The following is a 25,413-nucleotide window of genomic DNA, read 5'->3' as shown; positions in this document are numbered from 1 at the left end:
TTCAGGCCGCCACGCGGCCCTGCAAAAGCTGCGCACGGGCCTTCTCTTTACCAATGCCTTCCCACAGCCCTTGCAGATACATGATGCCTAACGCGCGATCATAAAGACCGTACCCCGGCACGCCCGTTTCGCCCCAGATCATGCGGCCGTGATCGGGACGCGCATAACCCTGGAAGTTGGCATCATGAAGCGCCTTCATGATCTCGGCCATGTCAAGCGAGCCGCATTCGGTTGGATGCGCCGACTCGTAGAAGTCGCCGTTATCGCTCACCTTGACGTTGCGAAGATGCACGAAATGCACGCGTTGCCGCGCCGCGAATTCATTGATGAAAGCAGGCACGTCGTTGCGCAGGTCTGATCCCAGCGTACCGCTGCAAAGCGTCAACCCATTCGCTTTTGAATTGACAATATTGAGCACGCGACGATGGTCCTCAATATTCTTGATGATGCGCGGCAGCCCGAACACGGAGCGCGGCGGATCGTCGGCGTGCAGCGCGAGCTTCAGCCCGAGCTCTTGCGCGACCGGCACGAGATGCGAGAGAAAATATTCCAGATTGCGCCACATCTGCTCCGTACTGACCGTAGCGTATTCGTCGAGCAATGACTGCAGCTTCTCCGGCGTATAACGGGTTCCCCAACCCGGCAACGGAATGCCCTTTGACACATCCAGCGCCTCCACCCTGGCCGCTTCGAACGACAGCGTATTCGACCCATCGGACAGCGCATAGTCCATCTGCGTGCGGGTCCAGTCGAACACCGGCATGAAGTTGTAGCAGACTACCTTGATGCCGCTAGCCGCAAGATTCCTGAGCGTCGCGACATATTGCGGCATCAGTTGCTCACGCCCGGGGCGCCCGAGCTTGATCTCTTCATGCGCCCGGAAGCTGTCGACCACTTCCATCTTCAGGTCATGCGCCGCCGCGGCGCTCTGGAGTCCCTTGATCCGCTCGATGGGCCACACTTCTCCGAGCGGCAAGTCGTAAAGCGACGACACGATTCCATAGAGCCCAGGAATCTGGCGAATGTACTGCAGACTGATCGGGTCCTTCGGACCATGCCAGCGAAAAATCATCTTCATGATTGACACACTTCCGGCTAAGTCGCTAAGTTGATAAGGCCGCGTTGGAATTCGTTCAGATGTAATGCGGCCATAATGTATTCCCTACGCTTAGAAACGCGCTTTAGGACAGCGCTCAAACGCCCGAACCGAACGACGCCGTGTCCCTGGTCCACGCCCGAGCCTGATCACTCAGACTGAAGCCCAGGCCCGGACGATTCGGCACATGCATGCGGCCGTCGCGCAACTCGAGACGTTCGTTGAACATCGGCTCTAACCATTCGAAATGTTCAAGCCACGGTTCACGCGGATACGCGGCGGCAAGATGCAGGTGAATCTCCATCGCGAAGTGCGGCGCAAGGCTGAAGCCCTTGAAATCGGCCAGACTCATGATCTGCAGGAACGGCGTGATGCCCCCCACGCGCGGTGCATCCGGCTGGATGAAATCCGACGCCTGCGCCGTAATCAACTGCGCATGTTCGCCGAAGCTCGTCAGCATCTCGCCGGTCGCGATCGGCGTATCAAGCGATGCGCTCAGCGCCGCGTGTCCTTCCACGTCGTAGGCGTCCAGCGGCTCTTCAATCCACGTGAGATCGAACTGTTCGAGCACACGCCCGAAGCGCTGCGCGGTAGCGCGGTCCCATTGCTGGTTCGCATCGACCATAAGCGGGAAGCTGTCACCCAGATGCTTGCGCACGGCCGTTACCCGTTGCAGGTCGATGGCTGTCTGCGGCTGGCCCACCTTGATCTTGATACCGCCAATGCCGCGTTCGCGCGACGCGTCTATGTTCTCGATCACCTGTTCGAGCGGCATCGACAAATAACCGCCCGAGGTGTTGTAGCACTGCACCGAATCGCGATGCGCGCCAAGCAGCTTCGCGAGCGGCAAGCCGGCGCGTTTCGCCTTCATGTCCCAAAGCGCGATGTCGAACGGCGCAATGGCTTGCGTCGTCAGGCCGCTGCGCCCCATTGATGCACCGGCCCAGCAGAGCTTGTTCCAGATGCGCGCGATGTCGTTCGGATCTTCGCCGATCAACTCGGGTGCGATCTCCTTCGCATGTGCATAGATGCCCGGTCCGCCGGCGCGTTTCGAATAGCCGAAACCGATGCCTTCGTGACCGCCTTCCGTGCGAATCTCCGCGAAGATAAACGCGATCTCTGTCAGCGGCTTTTGCCGGCCGGTCAGCACCTTGGCGTCGCTGATGGGGGCGGCAAGCGGCAGATAGGTCAGCGAGACCTTCACGCCGGTAATGCGATCCGCGCTGGCCGCACCGCGTGCCAAGTGTGCAAGCGGGTCTTTACCCGACGATGATTTAGATAATGTGCTCACAACTTCTCCTTACGAAAAATGGATGCCATTGCCGCGACGTGCATGAATCCGCGTCCCGTCTTCTGAAGATTAGTCCTTCAATTTGTAACGCTGGATTTTCCCGACGATCAACCCATAGCTCAGTACCGCGATCAGCCCATGCGCGCCAACATAAACAAGGGCGGCGGCGAACGACCCCGTGCTTTGCAGGAGATAACCAATCACCACTGGCGTGACAATGCCTGCGCTATTGCCGAGCGCGTTGAACACGCCACCGGTCGTGCCGATGATTTCTCGAGGTGCTGTGTCCGCGAGAATGGTCCAGCTCAACGCACCGAAACCTTTGCCGAAGAACGCGAGACTCATCAGTCCGACCACCAGCCATTGCGTGTTCACGTAGTTGCAGAGAATCATGCTCGCACTGAGCAGAAAGCCGAGGATGACCGGGCCTTTGCGTGCAATGCTCAGCGAGCCGGTCTTTTTAAGCAGGCCGTCAGAGACAAAACCGCTTGCCACGCCGCCGATCAGACCCGCTGCCGCCGGAATGGACGCTACAAAGCCCGCCTGGAGGATGTCGAAGCCGCGATCCTTCACCAGATAGATCGGGAACCACGTGACGAAAAACCACGTGATCGCGCTGATGCAGTACTGCCCTATGAAGATGCCGACCATCATGCGGCTCCCGAAGAGCGAGCCGATGTCACGCCACTGCGAACGTTTGGGTCCCGTCTTCTCCAGCTTTTGCGTGGCTTCGAGATCAACGAGTCCTTCGCCGGCCCGAATGTAGTCGAGCTCGCTTACGCTCATGGCCGGGTGCTTGATCGGCAGGTAGTAGTTCTTCCACCAGATAGCGCCGATCACGATCCCCACGCAGCCCATGACGATGAACACGTATTCCCATCCGAACGCGTGGCACAGCCAGCCCATCAGCGGTGTGAATAGCGCGAGCGAAAGGTATTGCGCGCTATTGAAGATGGCGCCGGCCACTCCTCGCTCGGAGGCCGGGAACCATGCGGCAATGATCCTCCCCGACGCGGGCCCGACAGGCGACTCGGCAATACCGAGCAGGAAACGAAGCGCGAGCAACAAGGGCACCACCAGCCCGACGAAGTGCACCAGGCCCATGCACACGGTGAAAATTGACCACACTACGATCGCGCTGAACATCGCTTTCTTGGAGCCGATGCGATCCGTCAGCCAGCCCGCCGGGATCAGGAAGATCACATAGGCCCAACTGAACGCGGAAAAAATGTAACCCAGTTCGACTGATGTAATGCGGAGTTCCTTCGCCATGCCTGAACCGGCGACGGACATGGCCGCCCGGTCGCCGGAACTGAGTGCGAGGACCACCGTGATCAAGGCCAGCGTGATAAAACGGTATCGTGTACGCGTACTTGCGGCCAGACCGTTCTGCGCCGTGGCCGCGGTCACGGATTGGGTCACCTTGGCAGCCGTGGTGGCTGCCAGCCCCAGGTCCGCATGCGCGGACGACGGGTGCTTGTTCATTGCTTTGTCTCCAGTCGGCTCGCTCTGTTTCGAGCGCAGCCGTCATGCGTGTGAGCGAACCCGCGAAGCTGTTCCGCTTCTTGTCGAACCGGGTTCGAATGTTCAGGTGGCAAGTGAGTCCGTGTAGTCGACGGCAGCCCAGTCGAAGTACTGTTTCAGATCGGTGATCAGCGCGACATGAGCGGGATGCGGCAGGTATTGCTCGAGCGCTTGCCGGTCATCGAAGGTGGATTCGAGCAGATAGTCCCAGCAGATCGCGCGATCCAGTTCGTTCGCCGAGACCTTCCATCCGCGCACGAATGCGATCTCGCGGTCCAGCGTGCGCATGCGCTCAACGAGTTGCGCTTCAAGCCCCGGCTGGCTCACCACGTTCGCTCGCCTACGAAACATGACGATGTGTTTCATGACCATGACGTCCCTCTCCGCTTCATGCCTTCTTGGTCGCGTTCAGATGGTAGCCGCGCGCTTCATAAGCGAAATCGACAAGCTCGTTGATCATCACGTCCTTGTCCGCAGGCGATGCGTAATACGCGCGAATCTCCTTGATGAGCCCGCTGGTTTCGTCGAAGACATACCACTCGTCACCGCGCAACGCCGCGCCCAACTTCGCCTTCCAGTGGGTCCACTCAATCACCGCTTCGTGGCTGTCGTGGCTCACCAGAATCTTTTCGATGGTCCATTGCGAGCCGAGGTTTTCCACGCACCATTGCCATTTGCGGGCAATGACGTCCGCCGTGCGCCACGGAATTTCAGGCAGGCCCGCCGGGAAATAATGAACCGCGTCGGGCGTGAAGCATGACACCAGCTTGTCGTAGTCCGCTTCATTGCAGGCATCGAAATAACGGCGGATCAATGTGGCGTAGCGAGTGTGATCGATCACGGCCATCAGCGGTTCTCCTTGGCAATGACAGACGCAATCGCCGGCCGCCCCGCTGCCACCCACGCGTTGTAGTCTTCGTAGGCTTGCGGACTCGGCGGGTAGACGCCCCACAATGCTTCACCCGCAGCAATACGCATGGCGAGATAGCGCTCCAGGTCGTCCTGCTGCGTGCAGAAATCCGCTAGCTCTTGCGCCAGATGCGGCGGCACTACCGTGATACCGTCCGCGTCGCCAACAATGATGTCGCCCGGATACACCGCCACGCCCGCGCAGCCTATCGGCACTTGCAAGTCCGCCACGTGGTGGTACGAGATTCGGGTAGTCGCCGTAACCTCGCGCGCATAAGCCGGCAGCGGCAAGTTGGCGATCTCGCTGCCGTCGCGCAATGCGCCGTCGGTGATGATGGCTTTGGCGCCCCGCGCGAGCAAACGGGTGACCAGAATGTTCCCGGCGGAAGCCGCGCGCGGATCGTTCTGGCTGTCGATCACGAGCACATCGCCGGGCTTCACCTGCTCGACGCCCTGCCACTGCAGGTTGTCCATGTTCGGCTTGGTGGTCATCGTGCCGTAGGTATCAATGCCCTCGCGCGCCGGGATGAACCGCATCGTAAAAGCGCGCCCGGCGAACGATTCGACATGCTTGTTCAGCGCGCGCAAACCCACTAGCGCCGGCTGTCGATAACCGTGTTTGAAAAGCTGCGTGGTGAGGGAGCCGCTGCTGACCTTGGCCAGCTTTGCGAGCGTTTCGTCGCTCACCACCACGTCGCGAGGCGCAGCGGTGGCAAGGGAATCTGCATAGTGATGGATCTTCACTGGAGTGTCCTGTCGTAGAGGCTGGATGCGTGAAATCAAAGCCCCAGTTCCAACCTCTGGAACCAGGCCCGATGTTTCTTCGTTCACCGTGGATCGAATGCTAAACCGGTGAACCATGCATGAAAACCAGTGATATCCTCATTTCGCCTCTTGAGTTCCAACGGATGGGAATATGGCAATAGGAGAAGGAACCGCTTCACTGGATAAAGCGCTCGGCGTGCTCGACCTGATCGGCGCGGCGCCTGACGGCATGAGTAACGCGGAATTGCTGGACACAGCCGGCCTGCCCAAGACAACCCTGTACCGGATTCTCGCGACGCTCGTCGAACGTGGGCTCGTGCGGCGCGATCAGGTCAGGCGGGTGTATCGGCTCGGGTTCCGCTATCTCGAACTCGTGCGCAACGCGTACCTGATGCCCGATCTCGTGGCGGCAGCGAGCGCCGAATTACGCTCCCTGCGGGACCTGACGGGCGAGACGTCGTATCTGGCCGTGCTCGACGGGGGCGCCGTGCTGTCGCTCGAACGTTGCGACGGTGCGCACTCGCAGCGCTCTGCTGCGGCGCTGGGCCAAAGCAAGCCGCTGCATTGCACGGGTCAGGGAAAAGCGATCCTGTCGCGCTTGCCCAAGGACGAATGCGAGGCGCTCGTGAGAAGCATCTCGCTCGACCCGTTGACCCCGCGCACCATCACGGATCGCCGGCGCCTGCAGATCGAATTAGGCATCACTGCGGCACGCGGCTACGCGATCGATGACGAAGAAATCGTGCTGGGCGTGCGCTGCGTGGCAGCGCCGATTATCGATTCGGCGGGACAGGTACGCGGCGCGCTGAGCGTCGCCGGGCCAGCGTACCGGCTGAGCCTTGCACGGCTTGAACTGCTCGGCCCGGAACTCGCCGAAGCGGCGCGTCGGGTAGGCTCGCAACTCGCCGTGAGCAAACATCAGCCGGGCGCGGAAGAGGTCGAGCCCGTCAGCGAAGCCTGGGCATTCCACGGCGCGTTTCCCGTGTGGTCGCAGACATCGAACTGTCTCTACTGGGCCGATACGCTCGCGCCCGCGGTGCATTGCTTCAATGGCAAGACGGACCGCATCGTCGCCCGGCTCGATGCACCGATCACCGCCATGCAGCTCTACGGCGATGGAATGATCGTGGTGCATGGCGCCTCGCACTCCCGGCTGGGCGCGAACGGAGAGCTCGTGAAGATCGCCGACATGTCGGCGTGGAACGACCCTGCGGTGAAGGCACTTTGCACGGCTCCGGATGGGTGCTCGTGGGCCGCGTACTGGAACGAAGCCACAACGGACTGTCAGTTGGGCGTGATCGGCGAGGATGGCCGTTTCAGGTCACATTGGCATTTCGGCGAGCGCATTGAAGCGATGACCTGGGCCAGCGACAGCGTGACGGCCTACGCAGTTGCGCCCGATTCCGGAACCGTGTTCGTGTTGCAGAAAGGCGCATCGATCGTGCGGCGGCTAGCATCAATGCCCAAGGGATCGGGACGCTTGTCAGGCGTCGCCCTCGACAACTGCGGCGGTCTCTGGACCACGCTCAAAGACGGCTGGAGCGTCGTGCGGTTCACCGGCGACGGCAGCGTAGACAGGCTGGTCAGCCTGCCTGTAGCCGCGCCGACGGGCCTCGCTTTTGTTGCCGAAGCAAACGGCCCCGCGCTGTATGTCACCAGCGACCGGCACTTGCAATCACTGGAATCGCTCACCAGCGCGCCGTGGTCGGGACGCCTTCTCAAAGTACGCCTCGGCAGGCTTGACTCCGTGGACGCAAGCGGTAGCGGCTACGCCTGAAACGACGATCAGATGCACATCCGACACACGGTGGTCACGTGGTTATCGCATGATCGGGCTCGCCATTGGCACGGGACAATCCATACGGCGCGGTTAGTCTTTGCCGCGAAATATCCTGCTTCCTAAGCCTTGGTAAGTTGTGTCGTAACCCACGTAATGGAATGTGATCTTAGACTGCCTCCGGCTCGGGGATCCATCCTGAGCGGAAAGCGCTCCCCCGACAGCGGAGTGCCTTGCCGGAAGCATGTATGCCGCACGCAACCCAGCCACTATCGAGTGTGGCATTGATCCTCTCGTCGGCGCTCGGCGATTCGCTGCTGATGATGACCGTTGCACGCAATCTCAGATTGAATGGTGTGTCGGTCACTGTGTTCGGCCAGCAAATCAATAACATGCGGAGCTGGTTTCCCGGCATGGATATTGAACCTGAACTGAAACCGGACGACTGCGCGGAAAAACTCTCCCGCTTCGACACCGTGATCCAGCTCCACGCCAACAAACCGTTTGTGAACCTTGAACGGCTGCATCCCAAGGTCATGATCCTGGCCCATTTGTGCAGCGCCAATTCGACGGAGTCGATGGCCGAACGCCTGACCCGCTTCTGCCGCGACGACCTGCGCCTGACCCTCGTCGACAAGGGCAACGGCATCACGCCCCTGCCCGGCCTGACGCATCGCCAGCGCTCGCTGCGCGTCGCGATCCACCCCATGGCAAGCACGACCGACAAATGCTGGTTGGCGTCACGCTTCATCGGTCTTGCGATCAAGCTGCGGGACAGCGGGTTTGACCCGCAATTCGTCGTAGCGCCCGAGGAACGCGCGCACTGGACGCATATTGAACAGTTCGGGCTCACGCTCACCGATCTCGGACCGCTCGATCAGGTCGCCGGGTGGCTCTACGAGTCCGGCTGGTTCATCGGCAACGATTCGGGTGTGGGCCACCTTGCGTCGAGCCTCCAGATCCCCACGCTATCGCTCTTCATGCGCCGCGGCACCGCTCGCACATGGCGCCCCGGCTGGGGTGTGGGTCAGGTGCTGATCGGCAGCGCGTATCTGCCGACCGGGTGGCTCAAGGAGCGTTACTGGAAATACATGCTGTCGGTCAACAAGGTGTCTGAGGCATTCGACCGGCTACGCGCACTCACGGCCAACGCATGAACGCTTGCATTTACGCATGAACGCATCTACGTATGAATAACCGCACCAGTCCCTCGGCGCGTGCGCTTGCCCCGTTCGGCCGGGTCGCGTTCGTGACGTCCAACGCGATAGGCGACACATTGGTGTCAATGGTGATCGTCAGGAACCTGATTGATAACGGCATTGACGTCACCGTGTTCGGCACGCCCGCGCATGCGCTTCGGCACTGGTTTCCCGGCGTCACTATCCTGGCACTGCCGCAGGACAACCTCGCCACCGAGTTCGCTCAGTACGACACGGTCTTCCAGATGCAATGGAACCAGCCGCTGCGCGATCTCGTCGATGTCCATCCTCACGTGGTCACGTTGCACGACGTCGAATTCGGCGACCGCCCGGGTTGCATGGCGCAGCGCTTTGCTGACTTCTGCCGGGACGATCTGGCGTTGAGTGCGCCGGTGCTGGATAACGGTATGACAGCGCCTGCGCGCCTCGTGCATCGCAGGAATGCCAAGCGCGTGATGATTCACCCCGAGGCCAGCACCGAGGACAAACGCTGGCTCTCGCAGCGCTTCGTGAGGCTTGCCCAGCGCTTGCGCAAGCGCGGTTATGACGTGCAGTTCGTGATCGCGCCGCATGAGCGCGAACGCTGGAGCAATCTTGCGACGTTGGATATTCCGGCCCCCCATTTTGCGAACCTGCACGAGCTTGCCTGCTGCGTGTACGAGTCGGGCTGGTTTATCGGCAACGACTCGGGCATTGGCCATCTCGCCTCGAATCTCGGCGTTCCGAGTCTGAGCCTGTTCCGGCGTCGCCGGGTGGCCGAGCGTTGGCGGCCCGCGTGGGGCATTGTCGATGTGGTGTTGCCGTGGCAGTGGGTGCCGACCGCGTTTCTGAAAGAGAAACTATGGCGGCAAACGCTGACGTGCAACCGCGTGCTTGCGGCATTCGCACGGCTGACCCGGCAGGCAGCGCGTCCGCACGGCTAGAGGGAGTGGTTAGAGGGTATGGACAGCGCAGCGCCTACGCGTAGCTGTTCACCGCAGAGGCCCGCTTCCACGCTTGTGCCGGCGGCATGACATCGAGTTCGTCGTAATACGGGGGAGCGGCGCTCATCCCGGACGGGGTGAAGACATAACCGCGCCCGCGAATGGTCTGGATCAGGCGAGGCGTCGAAGGGTCAGGTTCGACAATCCGCCGCAACCGGCAGACCAGCACATCCAGCGAACGGTCGCAATGCCCTTCGCCGGCGCCGCGCAATTTGTCGGCGATGATCCGTCGGGACAGCACCTCCAGCGGATGTTCCGCGAAGAGGCGCAGCAACGCGAACGTGCTCGAATGGAGGGCAACGGGCGCGCCATGGCGAGTCAGCATGCGGGCCCGGAAATCGAGGACAAAATCGCCGATGTCGCATCGTCCCATCGTATTCGCTGGCATCTGGGATTTGTGCGGTGCGCGGCGCAGCACGTTCTCGACCCGCGACAGCAGCTCGCGTGGATTGCAAGGCATCCTGACGTAATCATCGGCGCCCAGTTCGAGGCATACGATCAGTTCCACCGAGTCGAGCGTGTTCACCGCGTCGCCGATCACGATTACCGGCGTGTCATGGCCGGCCTGTTGGAGCGCCCGCAGGACGGCCGACGCCTTCATGTCGGGCAAGCCGTCCCGCAACACGATCAGCGCCGGGACGTCGTGCTCCATGCGCCCGATCAACGCGCTGCCGCCGCTGAGCGTGTGGACGTCCATGTAGCGGCTTTCCAGGACATCGCGAAGATTCCCGTGGATAGCCGGATTGGCCTCGACAAAAAAGATGCGTGTTTTCATCTGTGTTTCCTAAAGCGCTTCTTGAGGATTTCCTGAGCGGTACCATAAGCGCTAACGATCGGGACCATGCAACATCGGGACCATGCAACGCTCGCTTTTCGACATGTCGTTATGCCCGCGGCAACACCACCTTCGCCGGCAACTCACGGTCGTCCGTCACGAGGTACTGCGGACCGTTCCTGTGCGAGCGCATGCGATGTCGAATTTCATCTTCCGATGCGTCGCCCGGCACCGCGAGACACGAATATTGCCCTTCGCGATTGACCCATTCCACAATCCTGCAGCACTCGCCCCACGGCCGCGGCAGCGCTTCTGACACCCGTGCGCCACGCAGCTTGATGACTCGTTGCGCAGCGCTCGCCGAGGTGGCCTCGGGTGCCTTCGCCGCGCGCCGATTACCGTTGTCACAAGACGGCGACGCGATGCGTCCGAAGACCTTCGATGGGGTGTGCTGAACGCTCGACGCGGTGTGCATGTGTTCTCTCCAGAATCGACATTGAATCGGCAGTTAAATTGGCAGCTGAATCGGCAATTAAGTGGATCGGGTTGAATGACCCCATTGGCAGGATCGAATACTAGTCAGGCATCACGCACTGACAATGAACAAAAGAAGGAGAAATCGTGGAGGTTGCGCGGGAACGTCCCGCGAACGTGAGACGGCTCCCCCGTTTCCACTAGAATCCGCGAATGCACAGCGAAACACATAGCGAACCACTCGGCGCCCAGGCAGGCTCACCTGCGAGCTCTACTACGGGCTCATCCAGCGCCCAGACGCCTCGCCGCCGCTCCGGTAACATTTTGAAAGCACTTGGAACCCGCTCCCGCGCGCGGGCGGGCAAGATTCGCTTCGGGATTACGTGGAAGATGTTCCTCGCGGTGCTGATCGCCTGCCTGACGATTTCCCTCACGATGGGATACGCGCTGCGCCTGAGCTTCGAGAACGGCTTCCTGCATTACGTCCGCGCGCGCGACGCCGGGCGGCTGAACGCCGTCATGGCCAAGGTGACGGCCGAATACGCCGCTCACGGCAGCTGGGATTTCCTGCGCCAGCATCCCGAAGAATGGATAACGCTGCTCGACGCCGCGCATGATCAGGCTCTCAGGCAGGAGATGGTCGAGGCGCAGACAAACAAGCTGCCAAGTTGGCGCACCTTCCCCGGCAGCGCAAGCGTGCAACAAATGCTCGGGCCGCTCTCTGGCAACGAAGAGGGTTCACATTGGGGCATGCGCCTGCCCGCGCCCGCATTCGCCGACTCGGGCGTGGCGGCAAACCGCGACCGCAGCGCCGGACGAGACGTGACGTACGATGAACCGTCCTACGAGCGTCCTCCGCGCCCGCTGATGGGACGCGCCGGACGTGGCAATCCCCAGCCTGCCACGCTCTACGACACCAATCATGAGCTGGTCGCCACGACTGATGCCGAGCCACCGCCCGACGCCGCCCTCAAGCCGGTGGTCTACAACGGCAAGATAGTCGGCTGGGTCGCGGCCAACGCGCCCAATACACTCTCCGATGCCGCCGATATCGCGTTCCAGGCCCAGCAGGCGCGCGCGACCTGGGAGATCGCTGGCGTGGCCGTGATCGTGGCTGCACTGGTTGCCATGCTGCTTGCGCGGATCGTGCTGGCACCGGTCAAGCGCCTGATGATCGCCACTCACCGGCTCGCGGGCGGCGACTACACCACGCGGGTCGCCGCCGGACGCCGGGATGAACTGGACCGGCTTGCGGGTGACTTCAATGTGCTCGCGGACTCGCTCCAGCGCGCGGAACGCTCGCGCCGGGATTTCATCGCCGATATTTCGCACGAGCTGCGCACGCCCCTGGCGGTATTGCGCAGCGAACTGGAAGCGATCGAAGACGGCGTACATGCATTCGATCACCATTCGCTGGCCTCGCTGCAAACCGAAGTCGCCATGCTGAACAAATTGATCGAAGACCTGTACGAGTTATCGCTGAGCGATGTCGGTGCGTTGAGCTACCGGAAGGTGCCGGCCGACATCGGACAGTTGGTGCGCGCATCGGTCGAAGCAATGCGGGAGTCATTCAGGGCCAAACAGATCGCATTGAGCCTGACGCTGCCGGAGCCGTCGGCGCAAGAGTCGCAGCAAGCGTCACCTAATGGCGCAGCCGGCATGATCTTCCAGGTCGATCCCGCGCGCTTTGTGCAGTTGCTTAAGAACCTGCTGCTCAATTCGTTGCGTTACACCGATCCGGGCGGAAGCGTATGCGTCTCGGTGACCGTTGGCCCTCGCGGCTGGCAACTCGATATTCAGGATTCTCTGCCGGGCGTACCTGCCGAAGCGTTGCCGCATCTGTTCGAACGCTTGTATAGAGTCGATGAATCACGTAGTCGCCAGAGCGGTGGCGCGGGCCTCGGGCTTGCACTATGCCGCGCCATTGTGACCGCGCACGGCGGGACCACGATTGCTCGGCCATCACCGCTTGGCGGGGTCTGGATAACAGCCTATTTTGAACCGGAAGGAGGCGTGGCATGAGTACCGAGCGACGCGGCGTTCGAATCCTGATCGTCGAGGATGAGCCGAAGCTGGCGGCGGTCATGGCGGACTATCTGCATATCGAAGGATTCGAAACGACGTGGATCAGCGACGGCGCCGAGGTGATTCCGTTCATTCGCACCACCCCGCCCGCGCTGATGCTGCTCGACCTGATGCTGCCCGGGCGCAACGGAATGGATATATGCCGCGAGGTGCGGCAGTTCTCAACGCTTCCGGTGATCATCCTGACGGCTCGCGTAGATGAGGCCGATCGTCTGCGCGGCCTCGAAATTGGAGCCGATGATTACGTCTGCAAGCCCTTCAGTCCGCGCGAGGTGGTCGCGCGGGTAAAGGCCATCCTGAGACGTGCGGCCCCGCCGGCAGCAACAGCGGTCCTCGTTGCAACGGGCCTTGAGGTGGACCAGGAATTTCATAGCGCACGGCTCGACGGCGAGGAACTGAAGTTGACGCCGGTCGAGTTGCGTATGTTGGCATTACTAATGAAATCACCGGGCAGGATCTTCCCGCGTGATTACCTGCTCAATCAGCTTTACGACGATCACCGGGTCGTGACCGATCGCACCATCGACAGTCACATCAAAAACCTGCGCCGCAAACTCCAGGTCGTGCGCCCTGACAGCGAGCCGATTGTTTCGGTGTACGGCGTGGGGTATCGGCTGGAACTTTAGCGGGCGCTATCCAGCGCCCGCTCTGAACGCTTGAGCGTCATCGTAAGGTCGTGAGCGTCGTGAGCATTCAAGCGCCAGCGGATTTGCTCTCTTCAATGAAGGCGCGAATAACGTCGCTGAAGTTGTGATCGGCCGACAGTCCCAGCTTTTCGCCTCGTTCCGTCTCCCATGCACCCGGCCAGCTTCCGACAATCTTTTCGATCTTCGGGTCCGGTTGCCAGTCGATCAGCGCAGCCACTTTTTCTCCAGCGACTTCTTTCAACGCATCGACCATTTCCGTCACGCTGACCGAAAGTCCCGGCATGTTGACGACCGGCCATGTGCCAAGCTCGGCCTGTTCAAGCTCGCAACCGGCGATCAGCGACTCAATCGCCTGCTTCGGCGACAGCAACCACAAACGCACGTCGCCGCCGACCGGACACACCGAGCGCTCGCCATTCAAGGGCTCGCGAATGATGCCGCTTGCAAATGACGATGCCGCCGCATTCGGCCGCCCTGGACGCACGCTGATGGTCGGCAGGCGCAGCACGCGGCCATCGACGAAACCGCGTCGCGAGTAGTCGCACAGGAGCAACTCAGCGATCGCTTTTTGCGTTCCATACGATGACTTCGGATTCAACGCGGTATCGTCGCGAACGACCTCGGGTAGCGTGCCCCCATACACCGCGACCGAACTGGTGAACAACACCCGCGGTGCATGGCCGAGCGAGCGGCACACATCGAGCAGCAGGCGCGATGCATCAAGATTAATGCGCATGCCCAGTTCGAAATCCGCTTCGGCCTGGCCGCTCACGATCGCGGCGAGATGAAAGATCGCGTGGGTGTCCGCACCAATGCACCGCTCGAGCACGCTGCGATCCGCAATATCGCCGGTCTCGGGTCGCACGCGCTTGTCGCCCAGATCCGGCGGACGCACAACGTCCAGCAGTGTAAGTCCGGTGATCGTCTTGCCCATCAGCGTGCCGCGTTCGAGAAGACGGCGCGCGAGCCGTTGTCCGAGAAAGCCGGCGCCGCCGGTAATGAGAATATTCATGTCGCCCTCACGCACGTTGCAGATAAGGTTTGATCCAGCCAAGCCCATCGGACGTCGCCGCTTTCGGCCGGTATTCACAGCCGATCCAGCCCTCGTAGCCGAGCGAATCGATCAGGTCGAACAGGTACGGATAATTCAGTTCGCCCAGGTCCGGTTCATGCCGCTCCGGCACGCCCGCGATCTGGATATGACCGATGCCTGCATGCGGGCGTTTCATGTCACGCCGAAGTTTGACCGCGAGGTCACCCTCCACAATCTGGCAGTGGTAACAATCGAATTGCACCTTGAGGTTTGGCGCGCCGATCTCTTCGCAGATCGCTTGCGCTTCGTCCTGGCGGTTGAGGAAAAAACCGGGGATGTCGCGGGTATTGATCGGTTCGATAACGATCGTAATGCCCGCTGCGCGTGCTGCGTTCGCGGCCAGTTCGAGGCTCTTCAGATACACCGCGCGATGTTTTTCGCGCGACTGTTCCGGCGTGATGAGACCCGCCATTACATGCAAGGTCTCGTTGCCGAGTACGGCGGTATATTCCAGCGCTTTATCGAGTGCACGCGCGAATTCTTCCTCGCGTCCCGGCAGCGAAGCGATCCCGCGTTCGCCCGCCGCCCAGTCGCCCGGTGGCGCGTTGAACAAGGCCTGCGTGAGGCCATGTTCGCCGAGTCGCGCTTTGATTTCGGCTGCGGCGAAGTCATAGGGGAACAGGAACTCCACGGCCTTGAACCCATCCTTCGCTGCAGCCGCGAAACGGTCGAGGAACGCGTGTTCGGTGTACATCATCGTGAGATTGGCGGCAAAACGGGGCATAACATCGACTCCTTGAATGAGTTCAGCGATTCACGAGCTTGGCAAAGCTCGAGCCACGTGGCAATGGCACCGATCACAAGCATGCCGGCGAGCACGACCATGCCCGTCGCCGTGCTGTGCATGAGGTCCTTCAGGTAACCAATCACATAAGGGCTGGCAAAGACCGCGAGATTGCCGATAGATAGGCATGAGGCCCCGGGCGCTACCAGCGCGCGTTGAAGGTCTTGCGCAGATCGTCGATGTCCGTCTCGTCGAGCGGCTCAGGAAGCGGTGCGTTCGTCGAACGCGCGAGAAGCCAAAGCCGTGCGGTTTCCTCAAGCTCTTCCAGCACATACGACGCATGGCTGACCGATTTTTCCCAGACAACCGGCCCCAGCCTTTCCAGCAGGACGGCACGCACCTTCGACGCAAGCGCCGCGACTTGTTCCGCGACAATGGGGTCGCCAGGACGCCGGTACGCGATCAACGGCACATGGCCGACCTTCATCACGTAGTACGGCGTGATCGGCGGCAAGACGTCGTCGCGGCGCCAGATATCGGTAAGCGTCAAAGCGACCAGATGCGTGGAGTGCGTGTGGACAATCCCGTGCGTGTAGGAATTGTTCTCGTAGATCTTGCGATGCAGCGCCAACGTCTTCGATGGCTTACCGCCAGACACGTGATTGCCTGATGCATCGACCTTGGCGATATCGGCCGGATCGAGGCGTCCGAGGCAGGCATCGGTCGGCGTGATCAGCCAGCCGTCGTCAAGTCGCGCACTGATGTTCCCGGCAGTGCCAACCGTATAACGACGCTCATAAAGACTCGCGCCCGTCTCGCAAATTTCCTCGCGAATGCGATTCTCATTGGTCGCCATGATCACGCAGCTCCTTCAAGAGACTTCAGCGCCTTCGCGAAGAAATCCTTCGTGCCGAAATTGCCCGACTTCAATGCGAGCGCCAGCGGTTCTTCGCCGATAGACTGCGTCGCCGGCACGCCCGGATCGATCTGGGCGCCAATCCGCAGTGACTTCACGCCAAGCGCCTGCACGACCGCGCCGGACGTCTCGCCGCCCGCGACAACAAATTTCCGCACGCCCACATCGCGAAGCCCGCTTGCAATCAATGCCAACGCTTGTTCAACCAGATACCCCGCTTTCTCCACGCCAAGTTCCTTCTGCACGGCCTTGACTTCGTCAGGCGTGGATGTGGCGTAGATCAGCACGGGTTCATCGGCGTGCTTTGCCGCGAATTCAACGGCCTGTTCAACCACCGGCTCGCCGCGTGACAGCGCGAGCGGATCGATACGAAAGCTCGGCTTCGTCGCTCGCCACTCCGCCACCTGCTCGTTGGTCGCCTTCGACGCACTACCCGCCAGCACGACGGATTTCCCTTCGATCCTGGGCAAGTCCGACGCATGGCCTGCTTCGGTCAGCAAGTTCTCCGCGCGGAAGTTATTAGGCAAGCCGAGCGCGATGCCCGAGCCGCCCGTGATCAGCAAAAGATCCGAGCACGCTTCGCCCAGCACGTAGAGATCGGCATCGGAGATTGCGTCTGCAATGGCCAGACGCACACCTTCGTTGCGCAACAAAGCGATCCTGTCGCGCACGGCTTGCGGCCCCTTCGCGATAACGTCGTAAGCAATCAACCCGACCTTCGATTTCGTCTGGCGTTGCAGTACGCGCACGAGGTTCGGATCGGCCATGGGCGTGAGCGGATGGTTCTGCATGCCCGACTCGTTCAGCAGCACATCGCCCACGAACAGGTTGCCGCGAAAGATCGTGCGGCCGTTCTCCGGGAACGCGGGACAGGCGAGTGTGAAGTCCCCGCCAAGCGCGTCGAGCAGCGCATCGGCGACCGGGCCGATGTTGCCTTTATCGGTGGAATCGAAGGTCGAGCAGTACTTGAACAGGAACTGCCGGCAGCCTTGCGCGCGCAACCATTCGAGCGCCGCCAGCGATTGCGCGACCGCTTCTTCCGCGGGGATGGTGCGCGATTTCAACGCGACGATCAGCGCGTCCGCTTCAATCTTTGTATCCGATGCTGGCACGCCGATGGTCTGCACCGCGCGCATGCCGCCGCGCACGAGCATGTTGGCGAGATCGGTCGCGCCGGTGAAATCGTCGGCAATGCAGCCAAGCAGAGCCTTAGTCATTATTTGGCTCCCTTCGGGACGTCGATGCCTGGGAAAATCTTGATCACCGCCGAGTCGTCTTCGCCGCCGTGCCCGGCCGTCGACGCCATCATGAACATCTGATGCGCCGCAGCCGACAACGGCAGCGGAAACTTCGACGTGCGTGCTGTATCGAGTACAAGACCGAGATCCTTCACGAAGATATCCACCGCTGAAAGCGGCGTGTAGTCTCCTGCAAGAATGTGCGGCACGCGGTTCTCGAACATCCACGAGTTACCCGCACTATGCGTGATGACGTCGTAGAGCGCGTCCGGGTCCACGCCTTCGCGCAGGCCGAGCGCCATGGCCTCGGCCGCTGCAGCTATATGCACGCCGGCAAGAAGCTGGTTGATGATCTTCACCTTCGAGCCCGCGCCATATTCATCGCCAAGCCGGTACACCTTGCCCGCAATCGCTTCGAGCACGTCCTCACAGGCCGCATAGGCGGCTGCGGGGCCTGACGTCATCATCGTCATCTCACCGGATGCGGCGCGTGCCGCGCCACCGGACAGCGGTGCATCGAGCATATGCAGGCCGGCCGCTTCCACGCGCTTGCCGAGTTCGATTGCAAATGTGGGAGACACCGTCGCGCACGCTAGAACCACGCCACCGCGTTTCATCGTGGAGATAGCGCCGGGCTGGGTCTCGGTGCCGAATAACACAGTCTCTGTTTGCGCCGCATTAACAACAACGGTCACGACGACGTCGCACTGGCTGCCCAACTCCGCCGGCGTGGCACACGCAATGCCGCCCTCGCCCGCGAAGGCTTGGAGCACTTGAGTGCGCACGTCGCAAGCATGAACCTTGAAGCCCGCGCGCAACAACGAACGCGCGACGCCCAGGCCCATTGCACCCAAGCCGATCACTCCCACGTTTCTCGACATTTCGTTATCCTTCTGATTATCTGATCAGCAAATGCCGGCTTCCGCGAGGCGGCGAGCAGCGTTGTAAAGGTGGGTCTGCGCGGCATTGCGCGCAGCCATGGGGTCGCCCGCCCGAATGGCAGCCGCGATCCGCGCGTGTTCCTCGCGAACCTGCCGCGAAAAGTCTTCTCGCAACGATTCGTTGCGGCGCGTAACCAGCGTGCCGGCTTCGAGATACTGATTCAGGAATGCAAGCGTGGTCAGGAAATACGGGTTGCCGGTAGCGCTGGCAATCGCCCGATGAAACTCGACGTCTTCGGTCACGCCGTCCTCGCCTTGCGCAACGGCAACATCGATCTGCGCCAGCTTTGCTTCGATCACGTCCATCTGCTCGTCCGTGCGGCGCATGGCCGCCTCCGACGCGACTTCCGCCTCGATCGCCCGGCGCAGCGCCAGAATCTGTACGACCGCGCCCGGTTCGACCGCCTGCGCGTAATCGATCCGCAGGGGCCTGATCCCCGCCCGCTCAACGATAAACACGCCGCTGCCCTGGCGCGGTTCGACCATGCCTTCGTTTTTTAGCCGCGAGATCGCCTCGCGGATGACCGTGCGGCTCACCCCGAACTCCTGCGCGAGCACGGCTTCGGTCGGCAACTTGCCGCTTTTTGCGAAGCTACCCTTTTCGATTTGCAACTGAAGCTGCTGCGCGACCGTATCGCTCAAGGCTTGCGCAGGAATCTTGTCGAACATGCAGCCTCTGATTTGTTAGGTGATGTGGTCATCATACAAATTTGACGGCAATTTCATATACTGGCGATAACCCTGAGGACAGCCCTATGTCGCATAGCCGATTCCCCTGCCGTACGATCTGATCGTAATCTTTCTCACATACGCATGAGAATTGTTCGTTTGCCGCTCGCGGGTCTACAGCCTACGATTGCAGCCGTATAGCGGACCAAAAATGTTTGTGGTTGGCATGCCTGGTCACTCCGCTGCGCTCACTTCGCTTATTTCGCGCCGGCCTGAAACATCTCGCGTTGCGGCGCCTGTACGATGGCTCCGCGTCGCGACTCCACTGCGCTCGACGCCCAAAAATGAATCCTATAAATATCGTCCAGTTGCTGATCCTCGCCGCTTTATGGGGAGGGTCGTTCCTTTTTATCCGCGTCGGCGTCACCGACTTTGGCGTCGCGCCGTTGATGGCGCTGCGGGTGGGTATCGGCGCGTTGTTCCTGCTGCTCGTGCTGGTCACGCGCAGATCCGCGAGCGGCTCTTTTCAGATACTGCGCACCCACGCATGGCCGCTTTTTGTGGTTGGCATTCTGAACTCGGCCGCGCCGTTCTGCCTCTTCGCTTACGCGGAACTCACGCTGTCAGCGGGCGTGACGTCGGTGATTAACGCAACTACGCCGCTGTGGGGCGCGATCGTGGCGTTCCTGTGGCTGAAGGATCGGCTGAGCGGGCTACGTATCGCTGGCTTGGTGATTGGCTTTGTGGGCGTGGTCTTGCTGGTCTGGAATCAGATGGCCGTGGGCACTAGCGCGGGAGCCGCCGTGACACCGGCGACTACCGCACTTGCCGCCGCCGCGGCACTTGGCGCCACGCTGCTGTATGGGATCGCGGCGAGCTACACCAAGCGCAATCTCACCGGTGTCGATTCGCTCACCGTCGCCGCCGGCACGATGACCGCCGCGACCATCGTGCTGCTGCCGTTCGCCGTGTTCTGGTGGCCGGCTACGCCTATCTCGACGCAGTCCTGGGGAGCGGTAATCGCGCTTGGCGTAGCGTGTACCGGTATCGCTTATATGCTGTTTTTCCAGTTGATTGCGGCAACTGGCCCCGCGCGTACGATCAGCGTCACGTTTGTCATCCCGATCTTCGGCATCCTATGGGGCGCGCTCTTCCTCTCGGAACACGTATCACCCGGAATGATCAAGGCATGCGCCACTATTCTTGTCGGGACGGCACTGGCTACCGGTGTGATCAAGCGGCTTCCCGGCATGGGTGTGCGACGTGGAGCGCCTGTGAAGTAGAGCGGGTGGGCGTGAGTATTTTTCCTGGCAACCGCATCGCCCGGTGCCTACTCACGCGTATTCACGCGTCCACGATCACCTCGAAGCCGCCGTAGATCAGGCGCTTGCCGTCAAAAGGCATCGGGTTCGTGTCGGGCTGCAATCTAGGATCGGCCATCACCGCTTTCATTCCTTCATCCCTGACCTGACGCGACGGCCAGACGACCCATGAGAACACCACAGTCTCGTCGTCCTTGCGTTTGACCGCCATTGGAAATGAGGTCAACTTCCCTTCCGGCACGTCATCACCCCAGCACTCGACCACATTCAATGCGCCGTTCTCCTTGAACACAGCCGCCGCCGCTTCAGCAAATTTCCTATATGTCTCGCGATTCGTCGTCAGCACCGCGACGACGAATCCATCTATGTAAGTCATGAACGCTCTCCTTTCGTTGGGTCGTTGTTTCCTTGCGAAGAACAAATAGGGGCGCGAAGCGACATCGTTCGGACCAGGTCGCATTGCAGCGCCAGATCACCGCCCTGTCCACACGACGTACGGCGCGTTCAGTAATCGACATGGCTTGCCAACTATTTTCCGAAGCATCGCGGACGGTCGTGCCTCGCGATCCCGCGGCGTATGCTTTCTCGAATGCCGTTTGCTGAGGAAAAAGGCCATGCCGCAAGTCACTCGCTTCGGAGATCACGTTCGGCTCGAATTGCATCCAATGGATTCGCGTGTTGCAACGGTCGTGCTCGACCGGCCGGAGCGGCGAAATGCGGTTGACCGGCAGGTGGCCAATGCTTTGCGCGCAGCCTTCGAAAGGTTCGACGCTGACCACTCGCTGGCCGTCGCCGTGCTGTGGGGCGCGGGATGCACGTTCTGCGCGGGCGCGGACCTCACTGCGCTGAACGATGACGAGCATCGCAACGAGATTCATGCCGACGGCACGGGTCCAGGTCCGATGGGACCCACGCGGATGATGCTCAGCAAGCCTATCATCGCGGCCATCGCGGGACATGCGGTGGCGGGTGGCCTGGAACTCGCGGCGTGGTGCGATTTGAGGGTCGTAGAGGAAGATGCGGTGCTAGGCGTTTTCTGCCGGCGCTTCGGTGTGCCGCTAATCGATGGCGGGACGCTGCGGCTGCCTCGCCTGATCGGGATGTCGCGGGCGATGGACCTTATTCTCACTGGGCGTGCTGTCGATGCCAACGAAGCGCTGGCGATCGGTCTTGCGAATCGAGTGGTCAAACCTGGCGCCTCGCGTGCGGCGGCTGAAACGCTCGCCTGCGAACTCGCCGCCCTGCCCCAGGCGGCGATGCGCGCCGACCGGCGCTCAGTCTATGAGAACGCACTCGCCGATGATCTGACCGATGCACTGCGCCGCGAAGGCGCGGGTGGTTATGCGGCGGTGTTTGCCGAAGGGCTTGCAGGTGCGGGCCGCTTTGCCGCCGGTGCCGGCCGGCATGGTGGCACGGAATGAGCGTGTGGTTCGCGACAACCGCGTTCAACCGGCTCGCTTGCGGCATGCGCAACATTGCTGCGCGCGCGAAACGTATCGAAGGCAGGAAACGTAAGGAACGGTCAAAACCCGCTTGAAACAGCCAATTCACTAGCCGATGTCGCAGCGCGCGATCTCGCGTCACGGACGTGCCGCGTTAAAGTAACGCTTTAGAGCGAGAATAGGCAGGAAGCAGCCGGTTAGGTCAGACGGGCCGCCGGATACGACCAGGTATTGCCAAACGCTGCGTGGCGGGCTCAACGTGGGGCGAACGCTTCAGCATCTGTCTGCCTCCGCGCAGTAAGAAAACACCATGGCCTGCATAATGCTTTTCCAAGCCTTTTGATGACTGACTTAAACGTGCGTACCCCCGAAACCGCCAGTGATTGCCTCGTATGCGGCAACCCGCTGGCATCGCCTGACGCGGCGTGTCCGCGATGCAAAACGAAATCTGCGGCCGTGAGCGCGGCCGAATCACACTTGCCTGAAGCATCGCCCAATGAAGTGATTCCCGACCGGTTCCATGAGAAGCGGATCCCGGTGGATTCGCCCTATCCGAGCGTGTCCGAACCGGAAATTTCTGCTTTCGCTTCACAAAACCAGTCGAACCGGCGCATCAAACTTGCCGGGGCCGTCGTTATAGCCGTGACTGCGCTGATTGCGGGCGCTTCGTATCTTTATAGCGGGTCCGCTCATCACTACTACAGCCACGAAGCGCAGCCCGGGACCGGCTCGCTCGCTGAGAACGGCTTAGCTGTTGCCGCTCAGCCGGGCAGCATTAATGCCCCAGTCACCGTAAAAAACGCCTCGATCGATGTGATGGGAACCATCGATGCCGTGCGTTCGGCCATGGTGCGAGGCGAGCTGAAAACCGCTCGCCAGCAACTGGCGATGCTTCCGCCAGGTGAGGATCAACGAGCAGATGTCCGGCGAATCACCGACGAACTGGTCCAGCGCGAACACGCAAGAGATTCGGCTTTGGGCCTCGCCCGGGCCTGCGAGAAGGCAGGCGACGTGCCGTGCGTGTTGCGATCAGCAGGCGACGCTTTGGCGAGCGACGTATCCGACTCCGAAGCGCGCGGAATGCTGCTACGCGCCGTCACGCGCACGGGCGCAAACCAGGCCACTGCGGTCAAGGTCAACCAACGCATCGATTCTTCTCCAGTCATGACGCATCGGCAATCGCTCGAAAAACGCAGGATCCGACGCGAACCGCAACTATTCGCGAACGACAACAACGTCTACGGAAAACATTGAGTCACGCGCCGTCCAGCTCGGTCGACCTAGCGATGTCTTTCTGCGCATCGAGCTCGGCGAGCCGTTTCGACAGCCCGGCGCGAACCCTGTCAAAAGCGTCGCTACCCAAGGTCAGCCGCAGCGGCGCAGGCGTGCGCTTAACGCTATCGATCATCGCCTGGACCATCTTGTCCGGGTCGCCTTTCACCGCAAACGAACCTGCTTCGAGTGCGCGCCGGACATCGCCGGCCGGGGTGTTGTCGTAGATTGCCATGGGTGTCGATTTGACGATGCCGCCGCCGAAACTCGTTTTTGCGGGACCCGGCTCCACGATCGTAAATTCGATCCCGAACGATGCAACTTCCGTGGCGACCGCCTCGACGAAGCCTTCAATTCCCCACTTCGTCGCGTGATACAGGCTGAAGTCCGGATACGTGATCTGTCCGCCTTCTGACGACACCTGCAAAATCCGCCCGCCGCCTTGCGCCCGCAAAAACGGCAACGCGGCGCGTATGACCTGGATCGAACCGATCAGATTGGTGTCGACCTGCTGCCGGATCTGCTCGTCGCTCAACTCTTCTGCTGCGCCTACCAATCCGTAGGCAGCATTGCTGACGACCACATCGATGAGCCCCAACTCGGCAAAGGCCCGGCAGGTTACCTGCCGAATGGCTTCCGTATCAGTCACATCCAGCGACGCAACCCAGAGGCGCTCGCCGAATTGCTCCTTCAAATCGTCGAGGGCGTGCACCTTGCGCAACGTCGCTGCCACGCGGTCGCCGCGCGCCAATAACTTTTCGGCCAGCAAGCGCCCGAATCCGGAAGAGCTGCCGGTGATAAACCATGTTTGAGCCATGTGGATTGCCCCCAAAAGAACCGTGCTGCGAAATTGCGGCACGTCTTGAAGGCGATGCTAGACCCCGTCTATTCCTGATACTATCCGCACAATATTTGATGACTTGGTGAAAATCAGCCATGAATGACCGGCCCGCTCTTGGCGACCTGACAGCGCTGGCCGCGATCGTCACGCATCGCAGCTTCCGCAAAGCGGCGGACGAACTGGGGGTCTCACCCTCCACGCTCAGCCACATGATGCGAACGCTCGAGCTTAAGATGGGCGTGCGTCTGCTGAACCGCACGACACGCAGCGTGTCCCCGACCGAGGCCGGCGAACGTCTCGTCTCGCGCTTGCAACCTGTGCTGAGGGAGCTCGACCTTGCGCTGGAAGAAGTCGATGCGGTGCGTAATCGTCCGAGTGGATCGCTTCGTATCAACGCCAGTGAGCCGGCGGCACGGCTGCTTATGCAATCGGTTATCCCTGCGTTCCTGGCGCGATATCCGGACATGTCTGTCGATTTGGTAACGGAGGGCCGGCTGGTCGATATAGTCGCCGGTGGTTTCGATGCCGGCGTAAGACTCGGCGAAGCACTGCCGCAGGACATGATCGCCGTGCGCTTTGGCGGCCCACTCCGCTTTCTTGCCGTCGCGTCACCCGCCTATCTCGCCGGGCGCAAGCCGCCGCTCGTACCGGACGATCTCAAGGACCATGCTTGCATTCGCGTTCGCCTGCCAAGCGGCAAGCTTTATCGATGGGAATTCGAGAAGCACGGGCAGGAACTGACAGTCGATGTGCCGGGTCCGCTGACCCTCGACCATCCGGGGTTGATGACCGAGGCGGCCGCGGACGGAGTGGGGATTGCCTACGTGCCGGACCGGTCCGCACAGCCGTTTATCGATACCGGAAAGCTCGTGACGGTTCTGGACGACTGGTGCCCGTCCATCCCCGGATTGTTCCTCTATTACCCCGGGCACCGCCATGTGCCATCAGGGCTGAAAGCGTTTGTCGACATGCTGCGGGAGATGCCATGAGTATGTTCGCCGGAGCGCCGGTGGCGCCTCGTTGCGAACGGACCCGGTTTCACGACTGCGGCTCGACAAACGCCCGATTCATCGAGGGCGATCCTGCCATGCGTCGCCGCGCCAACGTGGACACGCAAATCAGCGTAATCGCCGCAAGAACGCTGTAAAACGCGGCCAGCGGCCACCATTGCCCGGCGTACTGATGCACGAGCACCGTTCCAATCAACGGTGTCAATCCGCCCGCCAACGCCGCGCATAGCTGATAGGAAAGAGAGATGGCGGAGATAAGCACGGTATAGAAGGTCTCTTCCCGCGAGAACGCAAGCTCGAGGCGCGTAGGTCGATCAGTTTTTATCGGCTGCTAATAAATAAAAAGGATAACGAAATATTAGTTGCTCACCAAACGACCGTGACGCCATCGAGCGGCCGGCGTCCGTCCTTCACCTAGCC

25 protein-coding genes and 2 pseudogenes are annotated in these 25,413 nt (G+C 61.2%); 9 read left to right on the top strand and 18 right to left on the bottom strand.

Annotated features, from left to right (window positions below; translation table 11 throughout):
* Position 1 precedes the first annotated feature (1 nt).
* The 6 genes from SBC1_RS08145 to SBC1_RS08120 form a co-directional block, all read right to left on the bottom strand.
* The gene (locus tag SBC1_RS08145; RefSeq protein ID WP_165090272.1) at positions 2-1,078 is read right to left on the bottom strand and encodes a mannonate dehydratase; all 1,077 of its coding nucleotides are present in this window, start codon (positions 1,076-1,078) and stop codon (positions 2-4) included.
* A 115-nt stretch (positions 1,079-1,193) separates the two neighbouring features.
* Complete coding sequence (locus SBC1_RS08140) at positions 1,194-2,339, bottom strand: mandelate racemase/muconate lactonizing enzyme family protein (RefSeq protein ID WP_370469617.1); 1,146 nt, start codon at positions 2,337-2,339, stop codon at positions 1,194-1,196.
* 117 nt (positions 2,340-2,456) lie between these two features.
* Complete coding sequence (locus SBC1_RS08135) at positions 2,457-3,872, bottom strand: MFS transporter (protein ID WP_165987558.1); 1,416 nt, start codon at positions 3,870-3,872, stop codon at positions 2,457-2,459.
* A 102-nt stretch (positions 3,873-3,974) separates the two neighbouring features.
* Entirely contained in the window at positions 3,975-4,283 is a 309-nt protein-coding gene (locus SBC1_RS08130; RefSeq protein ID WP_165987556.1) for a Dabb family protein, read from the bottom strand.
* A gap of 16 nt (positions 4,284-4,299) precedes the next feature.
* Entirely contained in the window at positions 4,300-4,758 is a 459-nt protein-coding gene (locus SBC1_RS08125) for a nuclear transport factor 2 family protein (RefSeq protein ID WP_165090263.1), read from the bottom strand.
* Entirely contained in the window at positions 4,758-5,564 is an 807-nt protein-coding gene (locus SBC1_RS08120) for a ribonuclease activity regulator RraA (RefSeq protein WP_241202054.1), read from the bottom strand. The genes SBC1_RS08125 and SBC1_RS08120 overlap by 1 nt, the downstream gene beginning before the upstream one ends.
* A gap of 172 nt (positions 5,565-5,736) precedes the next feature.
* Between SBC1_RS08120 and SBC1_RS08115 the strand changes: the two genes are divergently transcribed.
* From SBC1_RS08115 to SBC1_RS08105, 3 genes are all read left to right on the top strand, one after another.
* Complete coding sequence (locus tag SBC1_RS08115) at positions 5,737-7,362, top strand: IclR family transcriptional regulator C-terminal domain-containing protein (RefSeq protein WP_165090257.1); 1,626 nt, start codon at positions 5,737-5,739, stop codon at positions 7,360-7,362.
* A 248-nt stretch (positions 7,363-7,610) separates the two neighbouring features.
* Positions 7,611-8,519, top strand: a complete 909-nt coding sequence (locus tag SBC1_RS08110) for a glycosyltransferase family 9 protein (RefSeq protein ID WP_165987554.1) — start codon at positions 7,611-7,613, stop codon at positions 8,517-8,519.
* Between the two features lie 32 nt (positions 8,520-8,551).
* The gene (locus SBC1_RS08105; protein WP_165090251.1) at positions 8,552-9,484 is read left to right on the top strand and encodes a glycosyltransferase family 9 protein; all 933 of its coding nucleotides are present in this window, start codon (positions 8,552-8,554) and stop codon (positions 9,482-9,484) included.
* A 34-nt stretch (positions 9,485-9,518) separates the two neighbouring features.
* Here SBC1_RS08105 and SBC1_RS08100 read toward each other — a convergent pair whose 3' ends face one another.
* Positions 9,519-10,319: a winged helix-turn-helix domain-containing protein gene (locus SBC1_RS08100; protein WP_165090246.1), complete on the bottom strand. Its 801-nt coding sequence runs from the start codon at positions 10,317-10,319 to the stop codon at positions 9,519-9,521.
* Positions 10,320-10,428: 109 nt separating this feature from the next.
* Positions 10,429-10,794 carry a DUF2866 domain-containing protein gene (locus SBC1_RS08095; protein ID WP_165090239.1) on the bottom strand — a complete coding sequence of 122 codons (366 nt, stop codon included), beginning with the start codon at positions 10,792-10,794 and terminating at the stop codon, positions 10,429-10,431.
* A 323-nt stretch (positions 10,795-11,117) separates the two neighbouring features.
* Between SBC1_RS08095 and SBC1_RS08090 the strand changes: the two genes are divergently transcribed.
* Positions 11,118-12,815: an ATP-binding protein gene (locus tag SBC1_RS08090; protein ID WP_241202053.1), complete on the top strand. Its 1,698-nt coding sequence runs from the start codon at positions 11,118-11,120 to the stop codon at positions 12,813-12,815.
* On the top strand, positions 12,812-13,504 hold the full coding sequence (locus SBC1_RS08085; RefSeq protein ID WP_165090236.1) for a response regulator: 693 nt from the start codon (positions 12,812-12,814) through the stop codon (positions 13,502-13,504). The genes SBC1_RS08090 and SBC1_RS08085 overlap by 4 nt, the downstream gene beginning before the upstream one ends.
* A gap of 67 nt (positions 13,505-13,571) precedes the next feature.
* Here SBC1_RS08085 and denD read toward each other — a convergent pair whose 3' ends face one another.
* The 7 genes and pseudogenes from denD to SBC1_RS08050 form a co-directional block, all read right to left on the bottom strand.
* Positions 13,572-14,537 carry a D-erythronate dehydrogenase gene (gene denD, locus SBC1_RS08080; RefSeq protein WP_165090232.1) on the bottom strand — a complete coding sequence of 322 codons (966 nt, stop codon included), beginning with the start codon at positions 14,535-14,537 and terminating at the stop codon, positions 13,572-13,574.
* Positions 14,538-14,544: 7 nt separating this feature from the next.
* Positions 14,545-15,342, bottom strand: a complete 798-nt coding sequence (gene otnI, locus SBC1_RS08075; protein ID WP_165090227.1) for a 2-oxo-tetronate isomerase — start codon at positions 15,340-15,342, stop codon at positions 14,545-14,547.
* Positions 15,343-15,364: 22 nt separating this feature from the next.
* A pseudogene (locus SBC1_RS39770) lies at positions 15,365-15,524 on the bottom strand (MFS transporter); the annotation flags it as partial.
* A gap of 20 nt (positions 15,525-15,544) precedes the next feature.
* Positions 15,545-16,198, bottom strand: coding sequence for an aldolase (locus tag SBC1_RS08065; protein ID WP_165090222.1), 654 nt, complete (start codon positions 16,196-16,198; stop codon positions 15,545-15,547).
* 2 nt (positions 16,199-16,200) lie between these two features.
* A complete protein-coding gene (gene otnK, locus SBC1_RS08060; protein WP_165090217.1) occupies positions 16,201-17,475 on the bottom strand; it encodes a 3-oxo-tetronate kinase in 1,275 nt (424 codons plus the stop codon).
* The gene (ltnD, locus tag SBC1_RS08055; RefSeq protein WP_165987553.1) at positions 17,475-18,377 is read right to left on the bottom strand and encodes an L-threonate dehydrogenase; all 903 of its coding nucleotides are present in this window, start codon (positions 18,375-18,377) and stop codon (positions 17,475-17,477) included. Before ltnD ends, otnK begins: the two co-directional genes overlap by 1 nt.
* A 24-nt stretch (positions 18,378-18,401) precedes the next feature.
* The gene (locus SBC1_RS08050) at positions 18,402-19,106 is read right to left on the bottom strand and encodes a FadR/GntR family transcriptional regulator (RefSeq protein WP_165090203.1); all 705 of its coding nucleotides are present in this window, start codon (positions 19,104-19,106) and stop codon (positions 18,402-18,404) included.
* A gap of 344 nt (positions 19,107-19,450) precedes the next feature.
* On the opposite strand from SBC1_RS08050, the gene SBC1_RS08045 reads away from it, so the two are divergent.
* The gene (locus SBC1_RS08045) at positions 19,451-20,389 is read left to right on the top strand and encodes a DMT family transporter (RefSeq protein WP_165090197.1); all 939 of its coding nucleotides are present in this window, start codon (positions 19,451-19,453) and stop codon (positions 20,387-20,389) included.
* Between the two features lie 61 nt (positions 20,390-20,450).
* Here SBC1_RS08045 and SBC1_RS08040 read toward each other — a convergent pair whose 3' ends face one another.
* Positions 20,451-20,804: a DUF1428 domain-containing protein gene (locus SBC1_RS08040; protein ID WP_165090192.1), complete on the bottom strand. Its 354-nt coding sequence runs from the start codon at positions 20,802-20,804 to the stop codon at positions 20,451-20,453.
* 238 nt (positions 20,805-21,042) lie between these two features.
* Here SBC1_RS08040 and SBC1_RS08035 point away from each other — a divergent pair, with 238 nt between their 5' ends.
* Together SBC1_RS08035 and SBC1_RS08030 are read left to right on the top strand one after the other, a co-directional pair.
* A complete protein-coding gene (locus tag SBC1_RS08035) occupies positions 21,043-21,849 on the top strand; it encodes a crotonase/enoyl-CoA hydratase family protein (RefSeq protein WP_165090187.1) in 807 nt (268 codons plus the stop codon).
* 477 nt (positions 21,850-22,326) lie between these two features.
* Complete coding sequence (locus tag SBC1_RS08030; protein ID WP_165090182.1) at positions 22,327-23,124, top strand: hypothetical protein; 798 nt, start codon at positions 22,327-22,329, stop codon at positions 23,122-23,124.
* A 1-nt stretch (position 23,125) separates the two neighbouring features.
* Here SBC1_RS08030 and SBC1_RS08025 read toward each other — a convergent pair whose 3' ends face one another.
* Entirely contained in the window at positions 23,126-23,959 is an 834-nt protein-coding gene (locus SBC1_RS08025) for an SDR family oxidoreductase (RefSeq protein ID WP_165090179.1), read from the bottom strand.
* 119 nt (positions 23,960-24,078) lie between these two features.
* Here SBC1_RS08025 and SBC1_RS08020 point away from each other — a divergent pair, with 119 nt between their 5' ends.
* The gene (locus SBC1_RS08020; RefSeq protein ID WP_165090175.1) at positions 24,079-24,972 is read left to right on the top strand and encodes a LysR family transcriptional regulator; all 894 of its coding nucleotides are present in this window, start codon (positions 24,079-24,081) and stop codon (positions 24,970-24,972) included.
* Between the two features lie 49 nt (positions 24,973-25,021).
* Here the strand turns inward: SBC1_RS08020 and SBC1_RS08015 are convergent.
* A pseudogene (locus SBC1_RS08015) lies at positions 25,022-25,255 on the bottom strand (MFS transporter); the annotation flags it as partial.
* Positions 25,256-25,413 lie beyond the last annotated feature (158 nt).

Origin of the sequence: Caballeronia sp. SBC1 (genome assembly GCF_011493005.1) — a bacterium.
In the GTDB taxonomy this organism is placed as follows: Bacteria; Pseudomonadota; Gammaproteobacteria; order Burkholderiales; family Burkholderiaceae; genus Caballeronia.
This window is presented reverse-complemented; position numbering and strand designations above follow the sequence as displayed.

What these genes read in the sequence shown, in the direction of transcription:
- SBC1_RS08145 (WP_165090272.1), bottom strand. Translation starts at nt 1,078, where the DNA reads ATGAAGATGATTTTTCGCTGGCATGGTCCGAAGGACCCGATCAGTCTG.
- SBC1_RS08065 (WP_165090222.1), bottom strand. Translation starts at nt 16,198, where the DNA reads ATGGCGACCAATGAGAATCGCATTCGCGAGGAAATTTGCGAGACGGGC.
- SBC1_RS08025 (WP_165090179.1), bottom strand. Translation starts at nt 23,959, where the DNA reads ATGGCTCAAACATGGTTTATCACCGGCAGCTCTTCCGGATTCGGGCGC.
- SBC1_RS08040 (WP_165090192.1), bottom strand. Translation starts at nt 20,804, where the DNA reads ATGACTTACATAGATGGATTCGTCGTCGCGGTGCTGACGACGAATCGC.
- SBC1_RS08110 (WP_165987554.1), top strand. Translation starts at nt 7,611, where the DNA reads ATGCCGCACGCAACCCAGCCACTATCGAGTGTGGCATTGATCCTCTCG.
- SBC1_RS08050 (WP_165090203.1), bottom strand. Translation starts at nt 19,106, where the DNA reads ATGTTCGACAAGATTCCTGCGCAAGCCTTGAGCGATACGGTCGCGCAG.
- SBC1_RS08100 (WP_165090246.1), bottom strand. Translation starts at nt 10,319, where the DNA reads ATGAAAACACGCATCTTTTTTGTCGAGGCCAATCCGGCTATCCACGGG.
- SBC1_RS08085 (WP_165090236.1), top strand. Translation starts at nt 12,812, where the DNA reads ATGAGTACCGAGCGACGCGGCGTTCGAATCCTGATCGTCGAGGATGAG.
- SBC1_RS08035 (WP_165090187.1), top strand. Translation starts at nt 21,043, where the DNA reads ATGCCGCAAGTCACTCGCTTCGGAGATCACGTTCGGCTCGAATTGCAT.
- SBC1_RS08135 (WP_165987558.1), bottom strand. Translation starts at nt 3,872, where the DNA reads ATGAACAAGCACCCGTCGTCCGCGCATGCGGACCTGGGGCTGGCAGCC.
- otnI (WP_165090227.1), bottom strand. Translation starts at nt 15,342, where the DNA reads ATGCCCCGTTTTGCCGCCAATCTCACGATGATGTACACCGAACACGCG.
- SBC1_RS08095 (WP_165090239.1), bottom strand. Translation starts at nt 10,794, where the DNA reads ATGCACACCGCGTCGAGCGTTCAGCACACCCCATCGAAGGTCTTCGGA.
- ltnD (WP_165987553.1), bottom strand. Translation starts at nt 18,377, where the DNA reads ATGTCGAGAAACGTGGGAGTGATCGGCTTGGGTGCAATGGGCCTGGGC.
- SBC1_RS08115 (WP_165090257.1), top strand. Translation starts at nt 5,737, where the DNA reads ATGGCAATAGGAGAAGGAACCGCTTCACTGGATAAAGCGCTCGGCGTG.
- SBC1_RS08125 (WP_165090263.1), bottom strand. Translation starts at nt 4,758, where the DNA reads ATGGCCGTGATCGATCACACTCGCTACGCCACATTGATCCGCCGTTAT.
- SBC1_RS08130 (WP_165987556.1), bottom strand. Translation starts at nt 4,283, where the DNA reads ATGGTCATGAAACACATCGTCATGTTTCGTAGGCGAGCGAACGTGGTG.
- otnK (WP_165090217.1), bottom strand. Translation starts at nt 17,475, where the DNA reads ATGACTAAGGCTCTGCTTGGCTGCATTGCCGACGATTTCACCGGCGCG.
- SBC1_RS08020 (WP_165090175.1), top strand. Translation starts at nt 24,079, where the DNA reads ATGAATGACCGGCCCGCTCTTGGCGACCTGACAGCGCTGGCCGCGATC.
- denD (WP_165090232.1), bottom strand. Translation starts at nt 14,537, where the DNA reads ATGAATATTCTCATTACCGGCGGCGCCGGCTTTCTCGGACAACGGCTC.
- SBC1_RS08105 (WP_165090251.1), top strand. Translation starts at nt 8,552, where the DNA reads ATGAATAACCGCACCAGTCCCTCGGCGCGTGCGCTTGCCCCGTTCGGC.
- SBC1_RS08045 (WP_165090197.1), top strand. Translation starts at nt 19,451, where the DNA reads ATGAATCCTATAAATATCGTCCAGTTGCTGATCCTCGCCGCTTTATGG.